Annotated in this window: 14 protein-coding genes; 7 read left to right on the top strand and 7 right to left on the bottom strand. The window is 70.7% G+C overall.

Annotated features, from left to right (window positions below; all coding sequences use genetic code 11):
* Positions 1-37 precede the first annotated feature (37 nt).
* Positions 38-1,291, top strand: coding sequence for a glycosyltransferase 87 family protein (locus ACFVYK_RS21295; RefSeq protein WP_389776197.1), 1,254 nt, complete (start codon positions 38-40; stop codon positions 1,289-1,291).
* Between the two features lie 308 nt (positions 1,292-1,599).
* Here the strand turns inward: ACFVYK_RS21295 and ACFVYK_RS21290 are convergent, their stop codons facing one another.
* Positions 1,600-2,247, bottom strand: coding sequence for a TetR/AcrR family transcriptional regulator (locus ACFVYK_RS21290; RefSeq protein ID WP_389776194.1), 648 nt, complete (start codon positions 2,245-2,247; stop codon positions 1,600-1,602).
* A gap of 169 nt (positions 2,248-2,416) precedes the next feature.
* Between ACFVYK_RS21290 and ACFVYK_RS21285 the strand changes: the two genes are divergently transcribed.
* A complete protein-coding gene (locus tag ACFVYK_RS21285) occupies positions 2,417-3,334 on the top strand; it encodes an ABC transporter permease (protein ID WP_389776191.1) in 918 nt (305 codons plus the stop codon).
* Positions 3,327-4,172, top strand: a complete 846-nt coding sequence (locus ACFVYK_RS21280) for an ABC transporter ATP-binding protein (protein ID WP_389776188.1) — start codon at positions 3,327-3,329, stop codon at positions 4,170-4,172. Before ACFVYK_RS21285 ends, ACFVYK_RS21280 begins: the two co-directional genes overlap by 8 nt.
* Before the next feature lie 106 nt (positions 4,173-4,278).
* Here ACFVYK_RS21280 and ACFVYK_RS21275 read toward each other — a convergent pair whose 3' ends face one another.
* A complete protein-coding gene (locus ACFVYK_RS21275; protein WP_389776186.1) occupies positions 4,279-9,225 on the bottom strand; it encodes an NAD-glutamate dehydrogenase in 4,947 nt (1,648 codons plus the stop codon).
* A 646-nt stretch (positions 9,226-9,871) separates the two neighbouring features.
* Here ACFVYK_RS21275 and ACFVYK_RS21270 point away from each other — a divergent pair.
* The gene (locus ACFVYK_RS21270; RefSeq protein ID WP_389776183.1) at positions 9,872-10,438 is read left to right on the top strand and encodes a DJ-1/PfpI family protein; all 567 of its coding nucleotides are present in this window, start codon (positions 9,872-9,874) and stop codon (positions 10,436-10,438) included.
* 14 nt (positions 10,439-10,452) lie between these two features.
* Here ACFVYK_RS21270 and ACFVYK_RS21265 read toward each other — a convergent pair whose 3' ends face one another.
* Positions 10,453-11,124, bottom strand: a complete 672-nt coding sequence (locus ACFVYK_RS21265) for an HAD family hydrolase (RefSeq protein WP_389776180.1) — start codon at positions 11,122-11,124, stop codon at positions 10,453-10,455.
* Positions 11,125-11,245: 121 nt separating this feature from the next.
* The gene (locus ACFVYK_RS21260) at positions 11,246-11,761 is read right to left on the bottom strand and encodes a DUF6912 family protein (protein ID WP_389776177.1); all 516 of its coding nucleotides are present in this window, start codon (positions 11,759-11,761) and stop codon (positions 11,246-11,248) included.
* A gap of 334 nt (positions 11,762-12,095) precedes the next feature.
* Between ACFVYK_RS21260 and ACFVYK_RS21255 the strand changes: the two genes are divergently transcribed.
* Positions 12,096-12,695 carry an Rv3235 family protein gene (locus ACFVYK_RS21255; RefSeq protein ID WP_389776174.1) on the top strand — a complete coding sequence of 200 codons (600 nt, stop codon included), beginning with the start codon at positions 12,096-12,098 and terminating at the stop codon, positions 12,693-12,695.
* A 258-nt stretch (positions 12,696-12,953) separates the two neighbouring features.
* On the opposite strand, the gene secA is transcribed toward ACFVYK_RS21255, so the two are convergent.
* Entirely contained in the window at positions 12,954-15,797 is a 2,844-nt protein-coding gene (gene secA / locus ACFVYK_RS21250; protein ID WP_389776172.1) for a preprotein translocase subunit SecA, read from the bottom strand.
* Between the two features lie 281 nt (positions 15,798-16,078).
* Here secA and ACFVYK_RS21245 point away from each other — a divergent pair, with 281 nt between their 5' ends.
* Both ACFVYK_RS21245 and ACFVYK_RS21240 read left to right on the top strand, forming a co-directional pair.
* A complete protein-coding gene (locus ACFVYK_RS21245; RefSeq protein ID WP_389776169.1) occupies positions 16,079-16,675 on the top strand; it encodes a GNAT family N-acetyltransferase in 597 nt (198 codons plus the stop codon).
* Positions 16,676-16,726: 51 nt separating this feature from the next.
* A complete protein-coding gene (locus ACFVYK_RS21240) occupies positions 16,727-17,899 on the top strand; it encodes a winged helix-turn-helix domain-containing protein (RefSeq protein ID WP_389776166.1) in 1,173 nt (390 codons plus the stop codon).
* 37 nt (positions 17,900-17,936) lie between these two features.
* Here ACFVYK_RS21240 and ACFVYK_RS21235 read toward each other — a convergent pair whose 3' ends face one another.
* Together ACFVYK_RS21235 and hpf are read right to left on the bottom strand one after the other, a co-directional pair.
* Entirely contained in the window at positions 17,937-18,683 is a 747-nt protein-coding gene (locus tag ACFVYK_RS21235) for a response regulator (RefSeq protein WP_389776163.1), read from the bottom strand.
* A 203-nt stretch (positions 18,684-18,886) separates the two neighbouring features.
* Positions 18,887-19,579 (bottom strand): ribosome hibernation-promoting factor, HPF/YfiA family, encoded by a 693-nt coding sequence (gene hpf, locus ACFVYK_RS21230; protein WP_389776160.1) that lies wholly within the window; start codon positions 19,577-19,579, stop codon positions 18,887-18,889.
* Positions 19,580-19,798 lie beyond the last annotated feature (219 nt).

Here is a 19,798-nt window from a genome sequence, read left to right as displayed (position 1 = left end):
GCAAAAGAGACATTCATCATGCTTACCATCCGCGGTGATGGACATCACGAAGCGCCTTCGCCTTCCGGCCCTCGCCCTCGCCTGGCTCGCCGGCCGCGCCCTGACGGTGTGGCTGCTCGCGCACAGCGCCTCACCGCTGCTGGGGGGCGGACGGGTCGCCCGCGAGGTGTGGGGGCTCTACCACCGCTGGTACGGCGTCCTCGTCCACGGCGCCCTTCCGGCGCACGACCCGCTGTGGCAGTACCCGCCGGGCGCCGGACCGGTCCTGCTGTCGCCCGCGCTGCTGCCGGGCCTGACGTACTTCCAGGCGTTCGTCGCCCTCACCCTCGTCGCCGACGCCCTGACCGCCCTCGCGCTGGCCCGGGCGGGCGCCCGCCCCGGCCGCTCCCTCCTCGGGGCCGCCCTGTGGACGGGCGGACTGCCGCTGCTGCTGCACGTCCCCCTCGTGCGCTACGACGTGCAGGTCACCGCGCTCGCCGTCATCTCCCTGCTGTCGCTGTCGCGCTCCCCGCGCGCGGGCGGGGCGTTCGCCGCACTGGGGGCGCTGGTGAAGGTGTGGCCGGCGCTGGTGCTGCTCGGAACGCCGAGAGGACGGCCGAGCGGATCGGCGTGGCGGTCGGCGGCGGTCACGGGAGCCTCCTCGCTGGCCCTGCTGGCCCTGGCGTTCCGCGATCCGCTCTCCTTCCTCTTCCAGCAGAGCGCGCGGGGCGTGCAGATCGAGTCCCTGGGCGGCACGGCGCTCTCGCTGGCCGCGCACGCCGACTGGCCGGGCACGGTCCGCTACCGGTACGGCGCGATGGAGTTCGTCGGCCCCTACGTCTCCTCCGTCGCCCACGCCTCGCTGGCGCTCACCGCCGTGGCCTTCGGCCTTCTGGTGCTGTGGCGGGTGCGGGCCCGCCGGTGGACCGGGGCCACGCCGTACGACGCCGCCCTGAGCGCCGTCCTGCTGTTCACCGTCACCAGCAGGGTGATCAGCCCGCAGTACATGATCTGGCTGCTGGGCCTGGCCGCCGTCTGCCTGACCTCACGGCGCACCACCCAGCGCCCGGTGGCCGTGCTGCTGCTGGCGGCGACCGCGGTCACCACGGTGATCTACCCCATGCACTACTGGGAGGTCATCAGCTGCTCCTGGACCGGCACGACGCTGATGGTCGTGCGCAACGGTCTGCTGACCGCGGCGGCCGGGCTGTCCTACCTGCGGCTGTGGCGCTCGGGGACGGCCGCCGTCGAGGCCGGGGCGACCAGTTGTCCACAGGCTCGGCACGAAAGCCGGGCTCCTGCTTCACTGTGAGGCGGCCGCACACCACACATCCACCACCTCCGTCCGGCACGGGCTGCGCGGCTCCAGCGGGGTCGTCGTCGCCGGGCAGGTCCTGGAGGAGTCCGAGCACGCCCGGCGGCGCGGCGCCCACGTCACTCGCACGAGGCGTCACGGACCGGCTGACCACGGGAGGGTCGCGGATGACCTGGCTGATCACGGGCGGCGCGGGCTGCATCGGGGCGCACCCGCCGCGTCCCGCCGGTGCTCCAGGAACGCCGCGAGCACCTCGGGTCCGGAGCAGGCGACGGCCGCCACCTCATGTCCCGCCCGTCGTGCGTCTACAGCGCCTTGATCGCCTCGGTGGTCGCCCGAGCCAGCGCGCCCAGATACCCCTTGGGCAGTTTCGGGCTGCGGATCACCACCGAACGCCAGTAAAGCGGACCGGAGATCAGGTCGAGCGCCAGCTCCTCGTTCAGCCCAGCCCGGATCTCGCCACGTTGCTCGGCCGCCGCCACGATCTTCAGGGCGACCCCCTCCTGACCCTCCTTCAGCGCCTTCTGCAACGCGTCGGCGATCTCGGGGTTGCGGGCCGCCTCGGCCTGGAGGTCGGGGATGATCTGGGAGGCCACCGGGTGGCGCAGCGCCCGTGAGGACACCTCGTACAGCATGCGCAGGTCGCCCTCCAGACTGCCCGTCTCCGGGGCCGGCAGGCCCTGCACGGCGATGACCGAGACGATGTCGAGGACCAGATGCAGCTTGGAGCGCCAGCGCCGGTACACCGCGGTCTTGCCCACACCGGCGCGGCGGGCGATGCCCTCGATGGACATCCGCGCGTAGCCGACGGTCGCGAGCTCCTCGAACACGGCGGCCCTGATGGCTTCCGTCACATCCTCGCGGAGCACGGCCGCGCCCGCGGGTGCCCGGCGGCGCGGGCGCGCCTGGGGCCCATCGGCGTTCGTCGCGTTCGTCGTCATGCCGACCAGCATAGGGCGTTGCGACGATACGGTTGCGTTCCGACGTATGATCGGCCTACCCTCACGTTGCGACGATACGGTCCCGTTCCGACGTAAGAAAACGTGAAGAAACGCGTAAGGAAACGTCGTGCGACGGCGTGCCGGACGCCCGCGCCCCCTCCCCCGAGTGAAAGCAGCGGATGTGAGTCAGGTCCTCCACACACCGCCCCGTACCGAGGCCGCACCCCACGACGACCTCGCGGCCCTCGCGGCCCGGCACGGCCTCACGGTCAGCGGCGCCCGCCCCTCCCTGCCGGAGTACATCCGCCAGCTCTGGGCGCGCCGCCACTTCATCACCGCGTTCGCCACCGCCAAGCTCACCACGACCTACAGTCAGGCGAAGCTGGGCCAGCTCTGGCAGGTGATGACCCCGCTGCTGAACGCGGCGGTCTACTACTTCATCTTCGGTGTGCTGCTGAACACCAAGAGAGGTGTGGCCGACTTCATCCCGTTCCTGGTCACCGGCGTCTTCGTGTGGACGTTCACCCAGACCTCGATCATGACGGGCACCCGCGCCATCTCCAGCAACATCGGCCTGGTCCGCGCCCTGCACTTCCCGCGCGCCGCGCTGCCGATCTCGTTCTGTCTGCAGCAACTGCAGCAGCTGCTGTTCTCGATGGCCGCCCTGGTGGTCATCCTGCTCGCCGTCGGCGTCCCGCCGGCCCTGTCCTGGTTCCTCGTGATCCCGGCCCTGACGCTCCAGTTCGTCTTCAACGCCGGCGTCTCCATGATCATGGCCCGGCTGGGCGCCAAGACCCCGGACATCGCACAGCTCATGCCGTTCGTCCTGCGCACCTGGATGTACATGTCCGGGGTGATGTGGAGCCTCGACAACCTGATCAAGCAGCACCACGGCATGCCGCCCTGGGTCGGCGACCTGCTGCGGGCCAACCCCGCCGCCGTGTACATCGACCTGATGCGCTTCGCCCTGATCGACACCTTCCACGCGAGCCAACTGCCGCCCCACGTGTGGCTGGTCGCGACCGGCTGGGCGCTGGTCGCCGGCGTCGGCGGGTTCATCTACTTCTGGAAGGCTGAGGAGACGTACGGCCGTGGCTGACATCACCGACACCGCATCCCGCACCGCTCCCGTCGTCGCCGGCGAGCGCGCCCCCACCGTCATCGCCGACAGCGTCGACATCGTCTACCGCGTCAACGGCACCGTCGGCGGCCGGGGCAGCGCGACGGCCGCCCTCAACCGCATCGTCCGCCGCAAGCAGGCCGAGAAGGCGGCGGGCGTCCGCACCGTGCACGCCGTCAAGAACGTCTCCTTCATCGCCTACAAGGGCGAGGCGATCGGTCTGATCGGCACCAACGGCTCCGGCAAGTCGACCCTGCTCAAGGCCATCGCCGGGCTGCTCCCGGTGGAGCGCGGCAGGATCTACACCGACGGCCAGCCCTCCCTCCTCGGCGTCAACGCGGCCCTGATGAGCGACCTGACCGGCGAGCGCAACGTCTACCTCGGCGGCCTGGCCATGGGCATGACGCGCGAGCAGATCAAGGAGCGCTACCAGGAGATCGTCGACTTCTCGGGCATCAACGAGAAGGGCGACTTCATCTCCCTGCCGATGCGCACCTACTCCTCCGGCATGGGCTCGCGGCTGCGGTTCTCCATCGCCGCCGCCAAGGACCACGACGTCCTGCTCATCGACGAGGCCCTGGCCACCGGCGACGCCAAGTTCCGCAACCGCTCCGCGGAACGCATCCGTCAGATGCGCGAGCACGCCGGCACCGTCTTCCTGGTCAGCCACAGCAACAGCTCGATCCTGGAGACCTGCGAGCGCGCCCTGTGGCTGGAGCGCGGCGAGCTGCGCATGGACGGACCCGCGCAGGACGTCATCAAGGCCTACGAGGCCTTCACCTCGGACCCCAAGGCCAAGAAACCCGCGGCCAAGTAGCCGCGTCCGGGCACGCGCACCGAGACGCGGCACGCGAGAGACGACACGCACCACGTGAGGGGCCCCCGAGTCGATCGACTCGGGGGCCCCTGGCGTCCGCCGCGGACTACGAGTGCGTCCGCAGCAGCGTGCGCATGGTCCGCATGGCCACCGACAGGTTGGCCAGGTCGAACGTCTCCGACGTCTGGATCTCCTCCAGCGTGGTCCGCGCCCGGCCCAGGATCGCCGCGTTCTTCTCCTCCCACGCCTTGAAGCGCTGCTCGGGCGTCGAGGTCCCGTTGCCGGCCGCCAGCACGTCGGCCGTCAGCGCCGCGTGCGCCGCGTACAGGTCCTCGCGGATGGACGCGCGGGCCATGGACTGCCAGCGGTCGGCGCGCGGCAGCTCGATGATGCGGTCCATCAGCTGGGTGATGCGCAGCCGGTCGGCGAGGTCGTAGTAGACCTCGGCGACGTCCAGCGGGTCCCTGCCCATGCGGTCGGCCACCGAGACGATGTCCAGCGCCGGGAACGCAGAGGAGAACCCGGCCACCCGGGTGGCCACCTCGTCCGGGACGCCCGCGGCGGTCAGCTCGTCGTAGATGCGCTGCCACCACTCCAGGTCCGCGCCCCGCAACAGCTTCGTCAGCTGCGACCACACCAGCTCGACGCGCTCGGCGAAGAAGGCGACCGTCTCGGCCAGCTGCAGCGGCTGCGGCCGGTTGTTCAGCAGCCAGCGCGTCCCGCGCTCGACGAGCCGCCGCGAATGGAGCCGGATCCGGGTCTGCACATCGGCCTCGACCTTGTTGTCGAGGGCCTCCACCGCGTCCCACACCGGCGCCGCGCGGAAGATCGCCCGGGCCGCGGTCTGCGCCCGCACGATCTCCTCCAGCGAGGCGCCCGTCTCCTCGCGCAGCCGGTGCAGATACGTCGTGCCGCCCGTGTTGACCGTGTCGTTGACCAGGACGGTCGTGGTGATCTCACGGCGCAGCGGGTGACTGTCGATGCCCTCGGGGAACCGCTCGCGCAGCGCCGTCGGGAAGTACGCGTGCAGCAGACCGCGCAGGTAGTCGTCGTCGGGCAGCGACGTGTGCAGCAACTCGTCCGACACCGTGATCTTCGTGTACGCCAGCAGGACGGCCGTCTCCGGGCTGGTCAGGCCCTGGCCGGCGCCCAGCCGCTCACGGATCTGCCGGTCGGTGGGCAGGAACTCCAGGGCGCGGTCCAGGTGCCCCTCGCGGACCAGGTGGCGCATGAAGCGCTGCTGGGCGTGGAGCATGTCCTTGGACTGGGCGAGGGCGTTGGCGATCGCCGTGTTCTGCGCGTAGTTGTTGCGCAGGACGAGCACGCCGACCTCGTCGGTCATCTCCGCGAGCAGCTTGTTGCGCTGCTTGACGGTCATGTCGCCCTCGGTCACCAGACCGTTGAGCAGGATCTTGATGTTCACCTCGTGGTCGGAGGTGTCCACGCCCGCGCTGTTGTCGATGGCGTCGGTGTTGATCCTGCCGCCGGTCCGGGCGAACTCGATCCGGCCGAGCTGGGTCAGGCCCAGGTTGCCGCCCTCGCCGACGACCTTGACGCGCAGATCGGCGCCGTCCACCCGGATGGGGTCGTTGGCCTTGTCGCCGACGTCCGCGTTCGACTCCGTGGAGGACTTCACGTACGTGCCGATGCCGCCGTTCCACAGCAGGTCCACCGGCGCCCGCAGGATCGCCTTCATCAGGTCGGCCGGGGTCAGCTTGGTGACGCCGGCCTCGATGCCGAGGGCCGCGCGGATGTGCGCGTTGACGGGGATCGCCTTGGCGGTGCGGGGGAACACCCCGCCGCCGGCCGACAGCAGCGCCGTGTCGTAGTCGGCCCAGCTGGAGCGGGGCAGTTCGAACAGGCGGCGGCGCTCGGCGTAGGAGGTCGCCGCGTCCGGCTCGGGGTCGATGAAGATGTGCCGGTGGTCGAAGGCGGCGACCAGCCGGATGTGCTCGCTGAGCAGCATGCCGTTGCCGAACACGTCACCGGACATGTCGCCGATGCCGACGACCGTGAAGTCCTCGCTCTGCGTGTCCACGCCCAGCTCCCGGAAGTGCCGCTTCACGGACTCCCAGGCGCCGCGGGCGGTGATGCCCATGCCCTTGTGGTCGTAGCCGGCCGAGCCACCGGAGGCGAAGGCGTCCCCGAGCCAGAAGTCGTAGGACTGGGCGACCTCGTTGGCGATGTCGGAGAACGTCGCGGTGCCCTTGTCGGCTGCGACCACCAGGTAGGTGTCGTCCTCGTCGTGCCGCACCACGTCGGCCGGCGGCACGACCTCTCCGCCGACCATGTTGTCGGTGATGTCGAGCAGCGCCGAGATGAACGTCTTGTAGCTGGAGATGCCCTCGGCGAGCCACGCGTCACGGTCCACCGCCGGATCGGGCAGCTGCTTGGCGACGAACCCGCCCTTGGCGCCCACCGGCACGATGACGGTGTTCTTCACCATCTGCGCCTTGACCAGGCCGAGCACCTCGGTGCGGAAGTCCTCCCGCCGGTCGGACCAGCGCAGACCGCCTCGCGCGACCTTCCCGAACCGCAGGTGCACGCCTTCCACCTGCGGCGAGTACACCCAGATCTCGAACGCGGGCCGGGGCGCCGGCAGGTCCGGGATGGCCTGCGGGTCGAACTTCATCGACACGTAGTCGTGCGGCTCGCCGTCCGCGCGCTTCTGGAAGAAGTTCGTGCGCAGGGTCGCCTTGATGACCGTCAGGAAGGAGCGCAGGATCCGGTCCTCGTCGAGCGAGGCCACCTGGTCGAGCGCGGCTTCGAGCTCCTCCAGCAGGGCGTCGACGATCTCGTGCCCGGCCCGCTGCCGGTCGGGCGACATCCGCGCCTCGAACAACGACACGAGCAGCCGCGTGGTGTGGACGTTCGTCCGGAGGGTGTCCTCCATGTAGTCCTGGCTGAAGGTGGATCCGGCCTGCCGCAGGTACTTGGCGTACGCGCGCAGCACCGTCGCCTGCCGCCAGTCCAGCCCGGCGCCCAGCACCAGCGCGTTGAACCCGTCGTTCTCCGCCTTGCCGGTCCAGGTCGCGGAGAACGCCTCCTGGAACCGTTCGCGCCCGTCGTCGGCGAGGAAGTCGCCGCCGGGACCGGCCAGCGCCTTGGGGATGCGCAGACCGAAGTCGTAGATCCAGGAATGCGTGCGGTCCGGGCAGCGCAGTTCGTAGGGCCGCTCGTCGATCACCTCGACGCCGAGCCGGTTGAGCACCGGCAGCACGGCCGACAGCGAGATCGCGTCGCCCTTGCGGTAGATCTTGAAGCGGCGCTCGTCGGGGGCGGCGCCCACCGGCTCGTACAGACTGAGCGAGAAGCTCTGCTCCTCGGTCAGCCGCTCCAGGTGCACCAGGTCGGCGACCGCGGCGCGCGGAGTGTGGTCGGCCTTGTAGCCCTCGGGGAAGGCGTTGCCGTAGCGCCGCGACAGCTCAGCCGCCCGCTCCTCGCCGAGTTCGGCGTTGAGCGCCTCGGAGAACGCGTCGGCCCAGGACCGCGCCGCCTCCACCAGCCGCGCCTCGATGCGCTCCTTGTCGGCGTCGGACAGCTCCGGCAGCTCGGTGCCCTGCGGGACGCGGACCACGAAGTGCAGCCGGGACAGGATCGACTCGGTGTTCCACGCGGTGAAGTCGACGCTCGTCCCGCCGAGCTCCTCCTTGAGGATGTCGATGATCCGCAGCCGCACCCCGGTGGTGTAGCGGTCGCGGGGCAGGTAGACGAGCGCGGAGTAGTAGCGCCCGTACTCGTCCTGCCGCAGGTAGAGCCGCAGCCGCCGCCGCTCCTGCAGGTACAGCACGCTGGTGACGATGGAGCGCAGTTCGTCCACCGGAGTCTGGAAGAGCTCGTCGCGCGGATAGGTCTCCATGATCTGGAGCAGGTCGCGCCCGTCGTGGCTGTTGGGCGAGAACCCGGCGCCCTTCAGCACGGCCTGGACCTTGCGCCGCACCACCGGCACGCGCGACACGGACTCGGTGTAGGCGGCGGAGGAGAAGAGCCCCAGGAACCGCCGTTCCCCGACGACGTTCCCGTCCCTGTCGAACTTCTTCACGCCGACGTAGTCGAGGTAGGAGGGCCGGTGCACGGTGGACCGGCTGTTCGCCTTGGTCAGCACCAGCAGCTTGTGCTCACGCGCCTTGGCGCGGGCGTCGGCCGGAAGCCGCCCGAAGGACGGGCTGACGGGGTGGGCGTCGCCGTCGGCGTGGTGCGGGTCGGAACGCAGGATGCCGAGGCCGGTGCCCGGGACGGCGGCGAGGGAGTCGTCCCCGCGCAGCTGGTACTCCCGGTAGCCGAGGAAGGTGAAGTGGTCGGCGGCCAGCCAGCGCAGCAGCTCACGGGCCTCGTCGACGTCGGGCCGCTCCAGATCGCCGGGGACGGGCTCCGCCGGGAGTCCGTCGGCGACCCGCAGGGCCGTGTCGCGCATCTTCTCCCAGTCCTCGACGGCCTCCCGGACGTCGGACAGGACGCGCAGCAGGTCGGCGGTGATCTGCTTGAGGTCGGCCCGGTCGGTCTCCCGGTCGATCTCGACGTGGATCCAGGACTCGACGTGCCCGTCGTGCGGCAGGTCCGCGGCGACCGGCGGGACGCTGAGCACCTCGACGAGCTTGCCCGCCACATCGCGCCGTACGACGACCTGCGGGTGGATGACGACGTGGATGCCCCGGCCCTGCCGGGTCAGCTCGTTGGTGACCGAGTCGACGAGGAACGGCATGTCGTCGGTGACCACCTCGACGACGGAGTGGCTGCACGTCCACCCGTTCTCCTCGACGGTGGGCGTGTGGACCCGCACGTTGGCGGTGCCCTGCGGGCGGCTCTCGGCCAGCCGGTAGTGCGACAGCGCGGCTCCGAAGACGTCGACCGGGTCGCGGTCGCTCAGGTCCTCCGGGGCGGTGTGCAGGTAGTAGCGATGGAGGAACGCGAGGAGGGCGGCGTGGTCCGGGGTCCCCGGAGTGCCCTCGCCCGTCGTCCCAGTCGGTAGATGCCCCCCGACCGGGCTGTTCTCAGCGACCCGCGCCGCCCTCTCGAGCAGCTCGGCCTTGGCTTCGTCCAGCTTGGTCTGCATTGTCCTCTGACTCCTGTCGCGCGCCGTTGCGTGACGTAGAAGGAAGTACGGGCTCTTCCCCTGCGACTCGACGCCACGGCCCGGGATCTCCGGACTGCTCCGACGCTATGCCGCAAGGTGAGACGAGCGGGGGGTTATCAGCCATTCTCGACACCACTCCGGGGTGTGACGCTGCTCTCCGCGTCGCCTGCGTCCGGGGGATGCGCGCCGCCTCGGGGTCCCTTGCGACCCCGTCCCGCCCGCGCCGATCAGCGACCGCCGCCCGGTAGCGGAGACAGTCCGCACACACCGGGCGCAGGGCAGGGGCTACAGCGCCCCCGCGAGATATCGCGCTGATCACGCCACCAGGCTATCGCTCCGCACCGGGCCCTCGTCATGAGCCGTATGTGTACAAAAGAGGGGTCGGAACTTTGACGTTCTGCACAGCTCGCGACGGCGCCCGGACGGCTAAGGAGACGACCGGGCGGCGGCCGGCACCGCCCATGCGGAAGGCGGGGCGAGGCATCGGGTGGCCGGAAAAGTCGACGCCGGCCCCGCCGCGCGGGACGCTGGGAACGCCTCTGCCGGCCTGCCCGCCCGCCGGAGGCAGGTCGCCCCATCCAGCACGGCGCCCCATGAGGCGCCCGCCCGAGAGGAGCCGTCCACCATGACCGCGAAGATCCTCATCGTCACCGGCGACGCGGCGGAATCCCTGGAGGTCCTCTACCCCTACCAGCGCCTGCGCGAGGAGGGCTACGAGGTCCACATCGCCGCCCCCACCCGCAAGACGCTCCGGTTCGTCGTCCACGACTTCGAACCCGGCTTCGACACCTACACCGAGAAACCCGGTTACACCTGGCCCGCCGACCTCGCCTTCTCGGAGGTCGACCCCGGCGCGTACGCCGCCGTCGTGATCCCCGGCGGCCGGGCCCCGGAGTACCTGCGCAACGACCCCGAACTCCGCAAGATCCTCAAGTCGTTCTTCGACGCCGAGAAGCCCGTCGCCCAGATCTGCCACGGCCCGCTGCTCACCGCGGCCGCCGACGCCCTGCGCGGCCGACGCGTCACCGCCTATCCGGCGCTGGAGCTCGACATGCAGGCCGCCGGCGCCACCTTCCAGGACGCCGAGGCGGTGGTCGACGGCACGCTGGTCTCCTCCCGTGCCTGGCCCGACCATCCGGCGTGGATGCGCGAGTTCCTGACGGTGCTGCGGGCCAAGGCCCCGACGACCTGAGCCGCCCGACGGGCCTACGCGGCCGCGGCCAGACGCCCCGCGACCTCCACGGCCTCGCCCAGGGTGTCCACCACCGGCACCCCGACCCCCTCCAGGCTGGCCCGGCTGTGCGAGCCGCCGGTGTACAGCACGGCCCGCGCCCCGACGTGCGACGCGGCCACCGCGTCGTCGGCGGCGTCCCCGATCACGACGGTGCGCGCCGGCTCGACGCCGGTCAGCTCCCGCAGGTGCCGCACCATGTGCTCGGCCTTGCTGCCCCCGGAGGGCCCGGTCCGCCCGTCCACCCGGACGAAGTGCGGCTCGATCCCGAACCCGCGCACCAGCGGGACGAGTTCCTCATGCCCGTACATGCTCAGCAGGGACTGACTGTGCCCCGCCGACCGCCACCCGGCGAGCAGCTCCACCGCGCCCTCGGTCAGCCCGCACCGCACCCGGTGCTCGGCGTAGTACCGGTGGAAGACCCCGTCCATGACCGACCACTCGGCTTCGGTGGGCAGCCTGCCCAACAGCCGCTCGTAGAACTTCGGCACCGGCACGCAGTACAGCGCCCGGTACTGCTCCAGCGTGATCGGTTCCAGTCCCAGCTCGACGAACGCCGCGTTCGTCGCGCCGACGATCGCGTCGTTGTCGTGGAACAGCGTCCCGTTCCAGTCCCAGACGATGTGCGCCGCTTCCTGCTTCCCCATACCTGCAAACGTACCCGCCGCCACCGACAGTCAAGTGACCGACCGCGCAGCGCCCGGGCGCACGCCCTCGCGCACAGCCGCCGCCCGCAGCCGCCCGGCGCGTACCGCAATCGCCTCGCGCTCAGCCGCCCGAGCCCACCAGGTTCGGGATCTCCTGCGGGGCGAACCACAGCAGCTCGTGGTCCTCGGCCCCGTCCACGACGAACTGCGCGTCGTCGTCCCCGCCGTCCGCCGCCGCGAGCGCCTCCGCCGCCGCGGTGACGTCCGCCTGCGCGTCGCCGGCGTCGACGTGCACCGCGGCCGCCTTGGCCAGCCGCACGGCGCCCGTCACCCGCACCTCGCCCAGCGCCGCCGGGTCGAGCCCGCGGTCGGGGTCGACGGCCGCCGCACGGTCGGGGACGTCCACGGCGACCACGACGCGCCGCCGCGGGACGCCCGCGTCCGCCGCCAGGAGCCGCAGGGAGGCGAGCGCGGCCCTGCTGAGCGCCGCGTACTCCAGCTCCTCGATGTCGTCGGAGACGTACCACTCGCGCAGCGCCGGCGTGACGGCGTACGCGACGAGCGGCTCCGACCCCAGCTCACCCGTCTTGTGCGCCTCGGCGAGAGCGGGGAGGGTCAGGGGGACGTAGACGCGCATGACTGGCCGCTCATTTCGTGGTCGCCGGCTCGGACTCGGTGCTCCCGGCAGGACGGGTTCCGCGCCTCCCGAAGAGCCTTCAGGATACGTGCGGGCGTCCCCTTTCGGGCCCCCGCCCACCCCCGGGCGGGCGTCAACCCGAAGCCCCGGAACTCACCCGGGCCGCCCCCGTGCCGCCGGGCCTCGGACGCCTCTCACCAACCCTGATGAGTGAACTTCACGGGCCCCCGACACGGGCGCACCGTCTGCTTGCCGTCACCGACCGCCACCCCGTACAAGATCCACAACGGCAAGTTACCGCCCGGTACAACCGGGCCCACCGAACGGGGACCCCATGAACAAGGTCATGACGAGGACGCAGCACCACCCCGGCGTCCGCCCGCCCGGCACCCGCCCCGCAGGCGCCCGCCCGCCCGGCCGTCGTGACACCCGCCGCCCCGCCGGCGCACCACCGCGCACCCCCGGCGCCGGCGCCCCTCCCACGGCCCCCGGCGGCGGACGCCCGCCCGGCCCGTCCGGCGCCGGCGCCTCCACCCGCCCCGCCGACGGCCGCCCCGCGACCGCCCAGGCCCCCGGCCGACCGCTCTCCCAGCCCCGCCCCACCGACCTCTTCGCCGACCGGCTCCTCGCCGTCCTCAGCGGCCGGCGCCCCGTCCACTTCATGCTGCGGCACACCCTCGGCGCGGCCTACGACGACCTGGCACGCCTCGCCGAACGCGGCCCCCTGCGCACCGCCCGCGGCGCCCAGCCCGTCGTCCGTGACATCGGCTACTACGTCCCCCGCCCCGGCGCCATCGAGGCGTTCGCCCGCATCGGCGCCGGCGACCGACTGCGCGCGATGGCCTTCCGCCTGGAGCTCGGCCGGGACCGCCGCTGGCGCTGCACCGCCGTCGAACTCGACGGCCCCCGCCGACCCCCCACCCAGGACGACTGATCCCCCGAACGGCATCCAGGACGACAGGACCGCCCGGACCGACGAGCACGTCCCCGGCGAGCGGCGCCGGCCGGGACGCGGTCGGGACGCGGTCGGGACCCGGCAGAGGCGCGGCCCGGAGCCCGCCCGGACGCCGGACGACGACCGGGCGGGCGCACGCCGAAGGGCCGGGCCACCTCCAGGTGACCCGGCCCCTCAAACCGCTGCGCGACGCCTCACACGCCGCCCGACGACAACGCCTCGGGCGAGCACGCCACGCTACTTCTTACGACGCCGCCCGGCCTTCGCCTGCTTGCGACGCTCCGCGCGCGTGAGACCGTCGGCCTCGGAACGCACCGGCTCCTCGTCGTCGTCGAAGTCGCCCTCGATCGTGCCGCCCTCGCCGTCCACCGTCGGCGCCGAGAAGTGCAGCTGACGACGCTGCGGAGCGTCCAGCCCCTTCGCACGGATCTCCGGACGCGAGCCCGCCTGCGCCGGCACCACGTCCTGCTTCTCCATGTCGACCGGCTCGGCGTCCGCGACCGGGACCTCCTCGACCTGCTGCTCGACCTGGACCTCCAGGTTGAACAGGTAGCCGACCGACTCCTCCTTGATGCCGTCCATCATCGCGGAGAACATGTCGAAGCCCTCGCGCTGGTACTCAACCAGCGGGTCCTTCTGCGCCATCGCGCGCAGACCGATGCCCTCCTGGAGGTAGTCCATCTCATAGAGGTGCTCGCGCCACTTGCGGTCCAGCACCGACAGCACGACCCGGCGCTCCAGCTCCCGCATGATCTCGGAACCGAGCTGCGACTCCCGCGACTCGTACTGCTCGCGGATGTCGTCCTTGATGGACTCGGAGATGAACTCGGCCGTCAGCCCCGCCCGGTCGCCGGCCGCCTCCTCCAACTCCTCCACCGTGACCTTCACCGGGTAGAGCTGCTTGAAAGCACCCCACAGCCGGTCCAGGTCCCAGTCCTCCGGGAAACCCTCGGCGGTCTCCGCGCCCACGTACGCGTCGATCGTGTCGTCCATGAAGTGGTGGATCTGCTCCTGCAGGTCCTCGCCCTCCAGGACGCGACGGCGCTCGCCGTAGATGACCTCACGCTGCCGGTTGAGGACCTCGTCGTACTTCAGGACGTTCTTACGCGTCTCGAAGTTCTGCTGCTCCACCTGCGACTGCGCGGACGCGATCGCACGCGTGACCATCTTGTTCTCGATCGGCACGTCGTCCGGCACGTTCGCCATCGACATCACGCGCTCGACCATCTGCGCCTTGAACAGCCGCATCAGGTCGTCGCCCAGCGACAGATAGAAGCGCGACTCGCCCGGGTCGCCCTGACGGCCGGAACGACCGCGCAACTGGTTGTCGATACGGCGGGACTCGTGCCGCTCGGTGCCGAGGACGTACAGACCCCCGAGTTCCTTGACCTCTTCGAACTCGGCCTTGACCGCCCGCTCGGCCTTCTCCAGAGCGGCGGGCAGAGCCTGCGCCCACTCCTCGATGTGCTCCTCCGGGTCCAGACCCCGCTGACGCAGCTCCGCCTCGGCCAGGTCCTCCGGGTTGCCGCCGAGCTTGATGTCCGTACCACGGCCGGCCATGTTGGTGGCGACGGTCACCGCGCCCCTGCGGCCCGCCTGGGCGACGATCGACGCCTCACGCTCGTGGTGCTTGGCGTTCAGCACCTCGTGCTGGATGCCCCGCTTGGACAGCTGCTGCGACAGGTACTCCGACTTCTCGACCGACGTGGTGCCGACGAGGATCGGCTGGCCCTTCTCGTGCTTCTCGGCGATGTCGTCGACGACCGCCTCGAACTTCGCGACCTCGGTGCGGTAGATCAGGTCCGACTGGTCCTTGCGGACCATCGGCCGGTTCGTCGGGATCGGCACCACGCCGAGCTTGTAGATCTGGTGGAACTCGGCGGCCTCGGTCATCGCCGTACCCGTCATGCCGCACAGGCCGGGCTGTTCCTTGCCGTCGTGGTCATGGCGCTTGTAGAGGCGGAAGAAGTTCTGGAGGGTGATCGTGGCGAGCGTCTGGTTCTCGTCCTTGATGTCCACCCCCTCCTTCGCCTCGATGGCCTGGTGCATGCCCTCGTTGTAACGGCGACCGGCGAGGATACGACCGGTGTGCTCGTCGACGATCATGACCTCGCCGTCCATGACGACGTAGTCCTTGTCCTTCTTGAAGAGCTCCTTCGCCTTGATGGCGTTGTTCAGGTAGCCCACCAGAGGCGTGTTCACCGACTCGTAGAGGTTGTCGATGCCCAGCCAGTCCTCGACCTTGCTGACACCCGACTCGTGAATGGCGACCGTGCGCTTCTTCTCGTCGACCTCGTAGTCGCCGGTCTCCTCGATGCCCTTGAGCGGGTTGCCGGCCTCGCCCTTCTTCAGGCGCGTCACCAGCTTCGCGAAGTCGCCGTACCACTTCGTGGCCTGGTCCGCCGGACCCGAGATGATCAGCGGCGTACGCGCCTCGTCGACCAGGATGGAGTCCACCTCGTCGACGATGGCGAAGTTGTGGCCCCGCTGCACCAGCTCGTCCTGCGCCCACGCCATGTTGTCGCGCAGGTAGTCGAAGCCGAACTCGTTGTTCGTGCCGTACGTGATGTCGCACGCGTACTGCTCACGCCGCTGGGCCGGCGTCATGTTCGCCAGGATGCAGCCGACTTCCAGCCCCAGGAACTTGTGAACGCGGCCCATCATCTCCGAGTCGCGCTCGGCCAGGTAATCGTTGACCGTGATCAGGTGAACGCCCTTGCCGGACAGCGCGTTCAGATACGCGGGCAACGTGCCGACGAGCGTCTTGCCCTCGCCGGTCTTCATCTCCGCCACATAGCCGAGGTGCAGCGCGGCGCCACCCATGATCTGCACGTCGTAGTGACGCTGACCGAGGACGCGCTTGGCGGCCTCGCGCACGGTGGCGAACGCCTCGGGCAGCAGATCGTCCAAGGTCTCGCCATCGGCGTACCGCTGCTTGTACTCCTCGGTAAGGGCCCGCAGCTCGGCGTCGGAGAGGTCGACGAAGTCCTCTTCGATGGAGTTGACCTGGTCCGCGATGCGGTGCAGCTTGCGCAGGATCTTGCCTTCGCCTGCACGCATGATCTTCGAGAGGACGGACACGGGGCTTGGTCTCCTTGCCGGTCGGGCCTGGGACGGTCGGTTGCCATGCGACTTACTGAGCAACGGCCATCGTATGCGAGGACCCCGCCGCCCCGGGAGGCCTGCCGCGACGAGGACCGCACACTGCTGCGCACCTGCTCCAAAAATCTCCTTCGCCGTGGACAACGGCCGGGCGCCGCCGATGGTGCCGCCCGCGCCAGACGAATCGCGCGAATTGTGATCACCCGCTCACCCACCGCGAAACATTGGCGTCCGCACCGGCCACCGCGCAGAATCGGCCGATGGAGCCCGAGCCCCTCACCCTGACCGGCGCCCGCGTGGTCCTGCGCCCCCTCGACCCGCGGGACACCGACGCCGTGCACACCGCGGCCCAGGACCCCGACGTCCAGCGCTGGACCACCATCCCCTCTCCCTACCTGCGCGAGCACGCCCGCAGCTTCATCGAACTGCTCGCCCCCGAGGGCTGGGCCACCGGCTCGATGTACACCTTCGGCGTCTTCCTCCCCGAAGGACCCCTCACCGGCGTCCTCAGCCTCACCATGCGCGGCCTCGGCACGGCCGAGATCGGCTTCTGGGCCACCAAGGAACACCGCGGCCACGGCTACACCACCGAGGCCACCCTCACCGCCTCCCGCTGGGCCTTCACCGAGCTCGGCGTCGACCGCGTCGAATGGCGGGCCGAAGTCGGCAACGACGCCTCCCGCGCCGTCGCGCAGAACGCCGGCTTCACCCTGGAAGGCACCCTGCGCTCCGCCCTCAACAACAAGGGCGTACGACGGGACTGCTGGCTGGCCGCCCTGCTCCCGTCCGACCTGGGACTGCCCTCCACCGCCCCCTACCTCCCCCCGCCCCGGCCCGCCGCGCCGCCCGCGAACTGACTCCCCCCGGCCCGCCCCGCACTGTCAGACCCACCCCCTATCGTGCGAACCATGACCACCCCGCGCCCCGCCACCGAGCTCTCCGCAGACGAAGCCCGCCGCACCGCCCTCCGCGCACAGGGCTTCCTCGGCACGCCCGACCGCAAGGCCGGCGTGCGCGGCGTCCTCCGCCACCTCGGCGCGGTCCAACTCGACACCATCTCGGTCCTGGCCCGCTCCCACGAGCTGATCCCCTACGCCCGCCTGGGAGCCGTCGACCGCAAGAGCGTCGAGAACGCCTACTGGCAGGACGCCCACGCCTTCGAGTACTGGTCGCACGCCGCCTGCATCCTCCCCATCGAGGAATGGCCCCACTTCGCCTTCCGCCGCCGCGCCTACCGCAGCCGCCCACACTGGAACCACCCCCTCCCGGACGGCACGTACGACCAGGTCCTCAAGCAGCTCCGCACCGAAGGCCCCCTCACCGCCACCGACTTGGGCGGAGCGAAGAAGACCGGCGAGTGGTGGGACTGGTCAGGCGCCAAGGTCGCCGTGGAACGCGCCCTGATGTACGGCGAGGTCGTCTGCGTCGAGCGCCGCGGCTGGAAGCGCGTGTACGACCTCGCCGAACGCGCCGTCCCCGCCGACCTCCTGCACGACGAGCTCGACGACGCCGAGTGCCTGCGCCGCCTCGTCCGCCTGGCCGGTCAGTCCCTCGGCGTCGGCACACGCGCGGACATCGCCGACTACCACCGGCTCAAGGGCGAACAGGTCGACGCCGTGATCGCCGACTCGGGCCTGGTCCCGGTCACCGTCGAGGGCTGGGGCAAGCCCGCCTGGGCCGACCCGGCGGCCCTGGACACGCCACCGCGCGGCCGCCACCGCACCACGCTGCTGTCCCCCTTCGACTCCCTCGTCTGGGAACGCGCCCGCACCGAGCGGATCTTCGGCTTCACCCACCGTCTGGAGGCCTACGTCCCCAAACCCAAGCGGGTGTACGGCTACTTCGCGATGCCCGTCCTCGCCGGCGGCCGGCTCGTCGGCCGCGTGGACCCGGCACGCGAGGGACACACCCTGGTCGCCAAGCAGGTCACCCTGGACGGCCCCAAGGCGGTCCCGGCGGTGGCACAGGCCCTGCTCGAAGCAGCGACCTGGGTGAACTGCACCGACGTGCGCGTGGAACGCGTGGACGCCCCGGAGCTGCGCGAGCCCCTCACCACAGAGCTCACCCGCGCACTGGCCTGACCCGCGCCCGGATCAGCGGATCAGCGCACCTGGGCGATCAGCGGATCTCGAGGATCTTCTCCCGCATCGCGTACACCACCGCCTCCATCCTGGAGTGCAGCTGCAGTTTCTCCAGGATGTTGCGGACATGGTTCTTCACCGTGTTCTCGGAGATGAACAACTCCTTGGCGATGTCCCGGTTGTTCATCCCCGTCGCCACCAGCTTGAGGACCTCCAGCTCCCGGTCCGTCAGCCGCGGCGCGGGAACGAGCCGGCGCTCGTCGGTCCGCTGGATCATCGACTTGAACTCGGTGAGCAGCTTCGACGCCATGGACGGGCTGATCTGCGACTGACCGTCGGCGACCGCGCGGATCGCGGTGGCGACCTCGTCCGTGGAGATCTCCTTCAGGAGATAACCGGTCGCGCCCGCCTTGATCGCCTCGTAGAGGTCCGCCTCCTCGTCACTGATCGTCAACATGATGATCTTCGCGCTGGGAGCCACCTCCTTGATGGAGGTGCACGCCTCGATGCCGCCGCGTTTGGGCATCCGGACGTCCATCAGCACGATGTCGGGCAGCAGGTCGGCCGCCTTGTCCACGGCCTCCGCGCCGTCGCCGGCCTCACCGACGACCTGGATGTCCTCCTCGGCCGCGAGCACGATCTCCAGTCCGCGGCGGAACAGGGCGTGGTCGTCCACGACAAGGACTCTGATCGGTTCCTTGCGTGGGGTGCCCCCGTCCGGGCCCATGCCGACGACGCCGTCGTCGGCCTCGTCGTCCCGCATCGGTCCGAAGGTGTCCGCCATCGTTCCTCCCCCTGAAGGCTGTGGCCGTGGTCCTGAGCCATCGCCAACGCAAGGCAGCGACCCACCGGTTGAGCCGCCCTGCCATGATTCCATGCCCGGACGACAACGCGGCGACAGAGCGAGCCCCCAGGGGTCGCGCACGGGTGCCCCTGGGGGCGCACACGCGCTCCAGGGGCACACCGCCGAACTGTCACCGGGGCGGATCAGCCGCCCAGCGTGCCGCCCGCCTCGGGCGCGTGCGCCTGGGTCACCATCGGGTCGGTGTCGAGGTAGATCACGCCGTAGTCGTAGGCGTGGCGCCGGTAGACGACGCTGGGCTGCTTCGTCTCGGAGTCGACGAACAGGTAGAAGTCGTGTCCGACCAGCTCCATCTCGTAGAGGGCCTGGTCGAGCGTCATCGGAGCGGCTACGTGGGTCTTCTCGCGCACCACGAGGGGGCCGTCGCCCTGCACCTCGAGGGAGCCGATCTTCTTCGTCGGCACACTGTTCGGCTCACTGGCGGGCACCGGCTGCCCGTCCCCGTTGAGCGTCGCCACCCCCGGGACGTGGTCGGGAACCTCAGCCGCGGACAGCCTGCGGGCGCCACGGCGCGTGTAACGCTTGTCGTGCTGCTTGCGCAGCTGGGCGTCCAGCTTCTCCGCCGCCAGGTCGAGTGCCGCGTACGCGTCGCTGGCCGACGCCTCCGCCCGGATCACAGGGCCGCGGGAGCGGAGCGTGATCTCCACTCGGTCGCACCGGTCGGCTTGTCGGGGGTTGGGCTCCTTGGACACCTCGACGTCGAGGCTGATCACCTTGCCGTCGAGCTTCTGGATCTTCTCCAGGTTCAGCTTCTCGGCCACGTGCTTGCGGAACCGCTCGGGCACCTCGGTCTTGCGGCCCTTGACGACGATGTCCACGCAGAACTCCGTTCCCGGATCACCCCGCCTCCGCGGCGGAGCGTCTCCCTTTTGCACCAGGCTCCGGTGAGTACCGGAACCTCCGACTTGGTGACTTCCACCTCCTCCTCCCCCATGGGCGAGATCTACACCCCAGGTACCGCAGGAGATTGCGAAAACCCGCAGCACGGCATTCGGATTCGAGAGGTGTGGCCTGCGGCTTTCCCTCACAACCGAACA

Origin of the sequence: Streptomyces sp. NPDC058291 (assembly GCF_042880855.1) — a bacterium.
GTDB lineage: Bacteria > Actinomycetota > Actinomycetes > Streptomycetales > Streptomycetaceae > Streptomyces.
The sequence above is the reverse complement of the archived record's forward strand: the minus strand, read 5'-3'. Positions and strand labels throughout refer to the sequence as shown.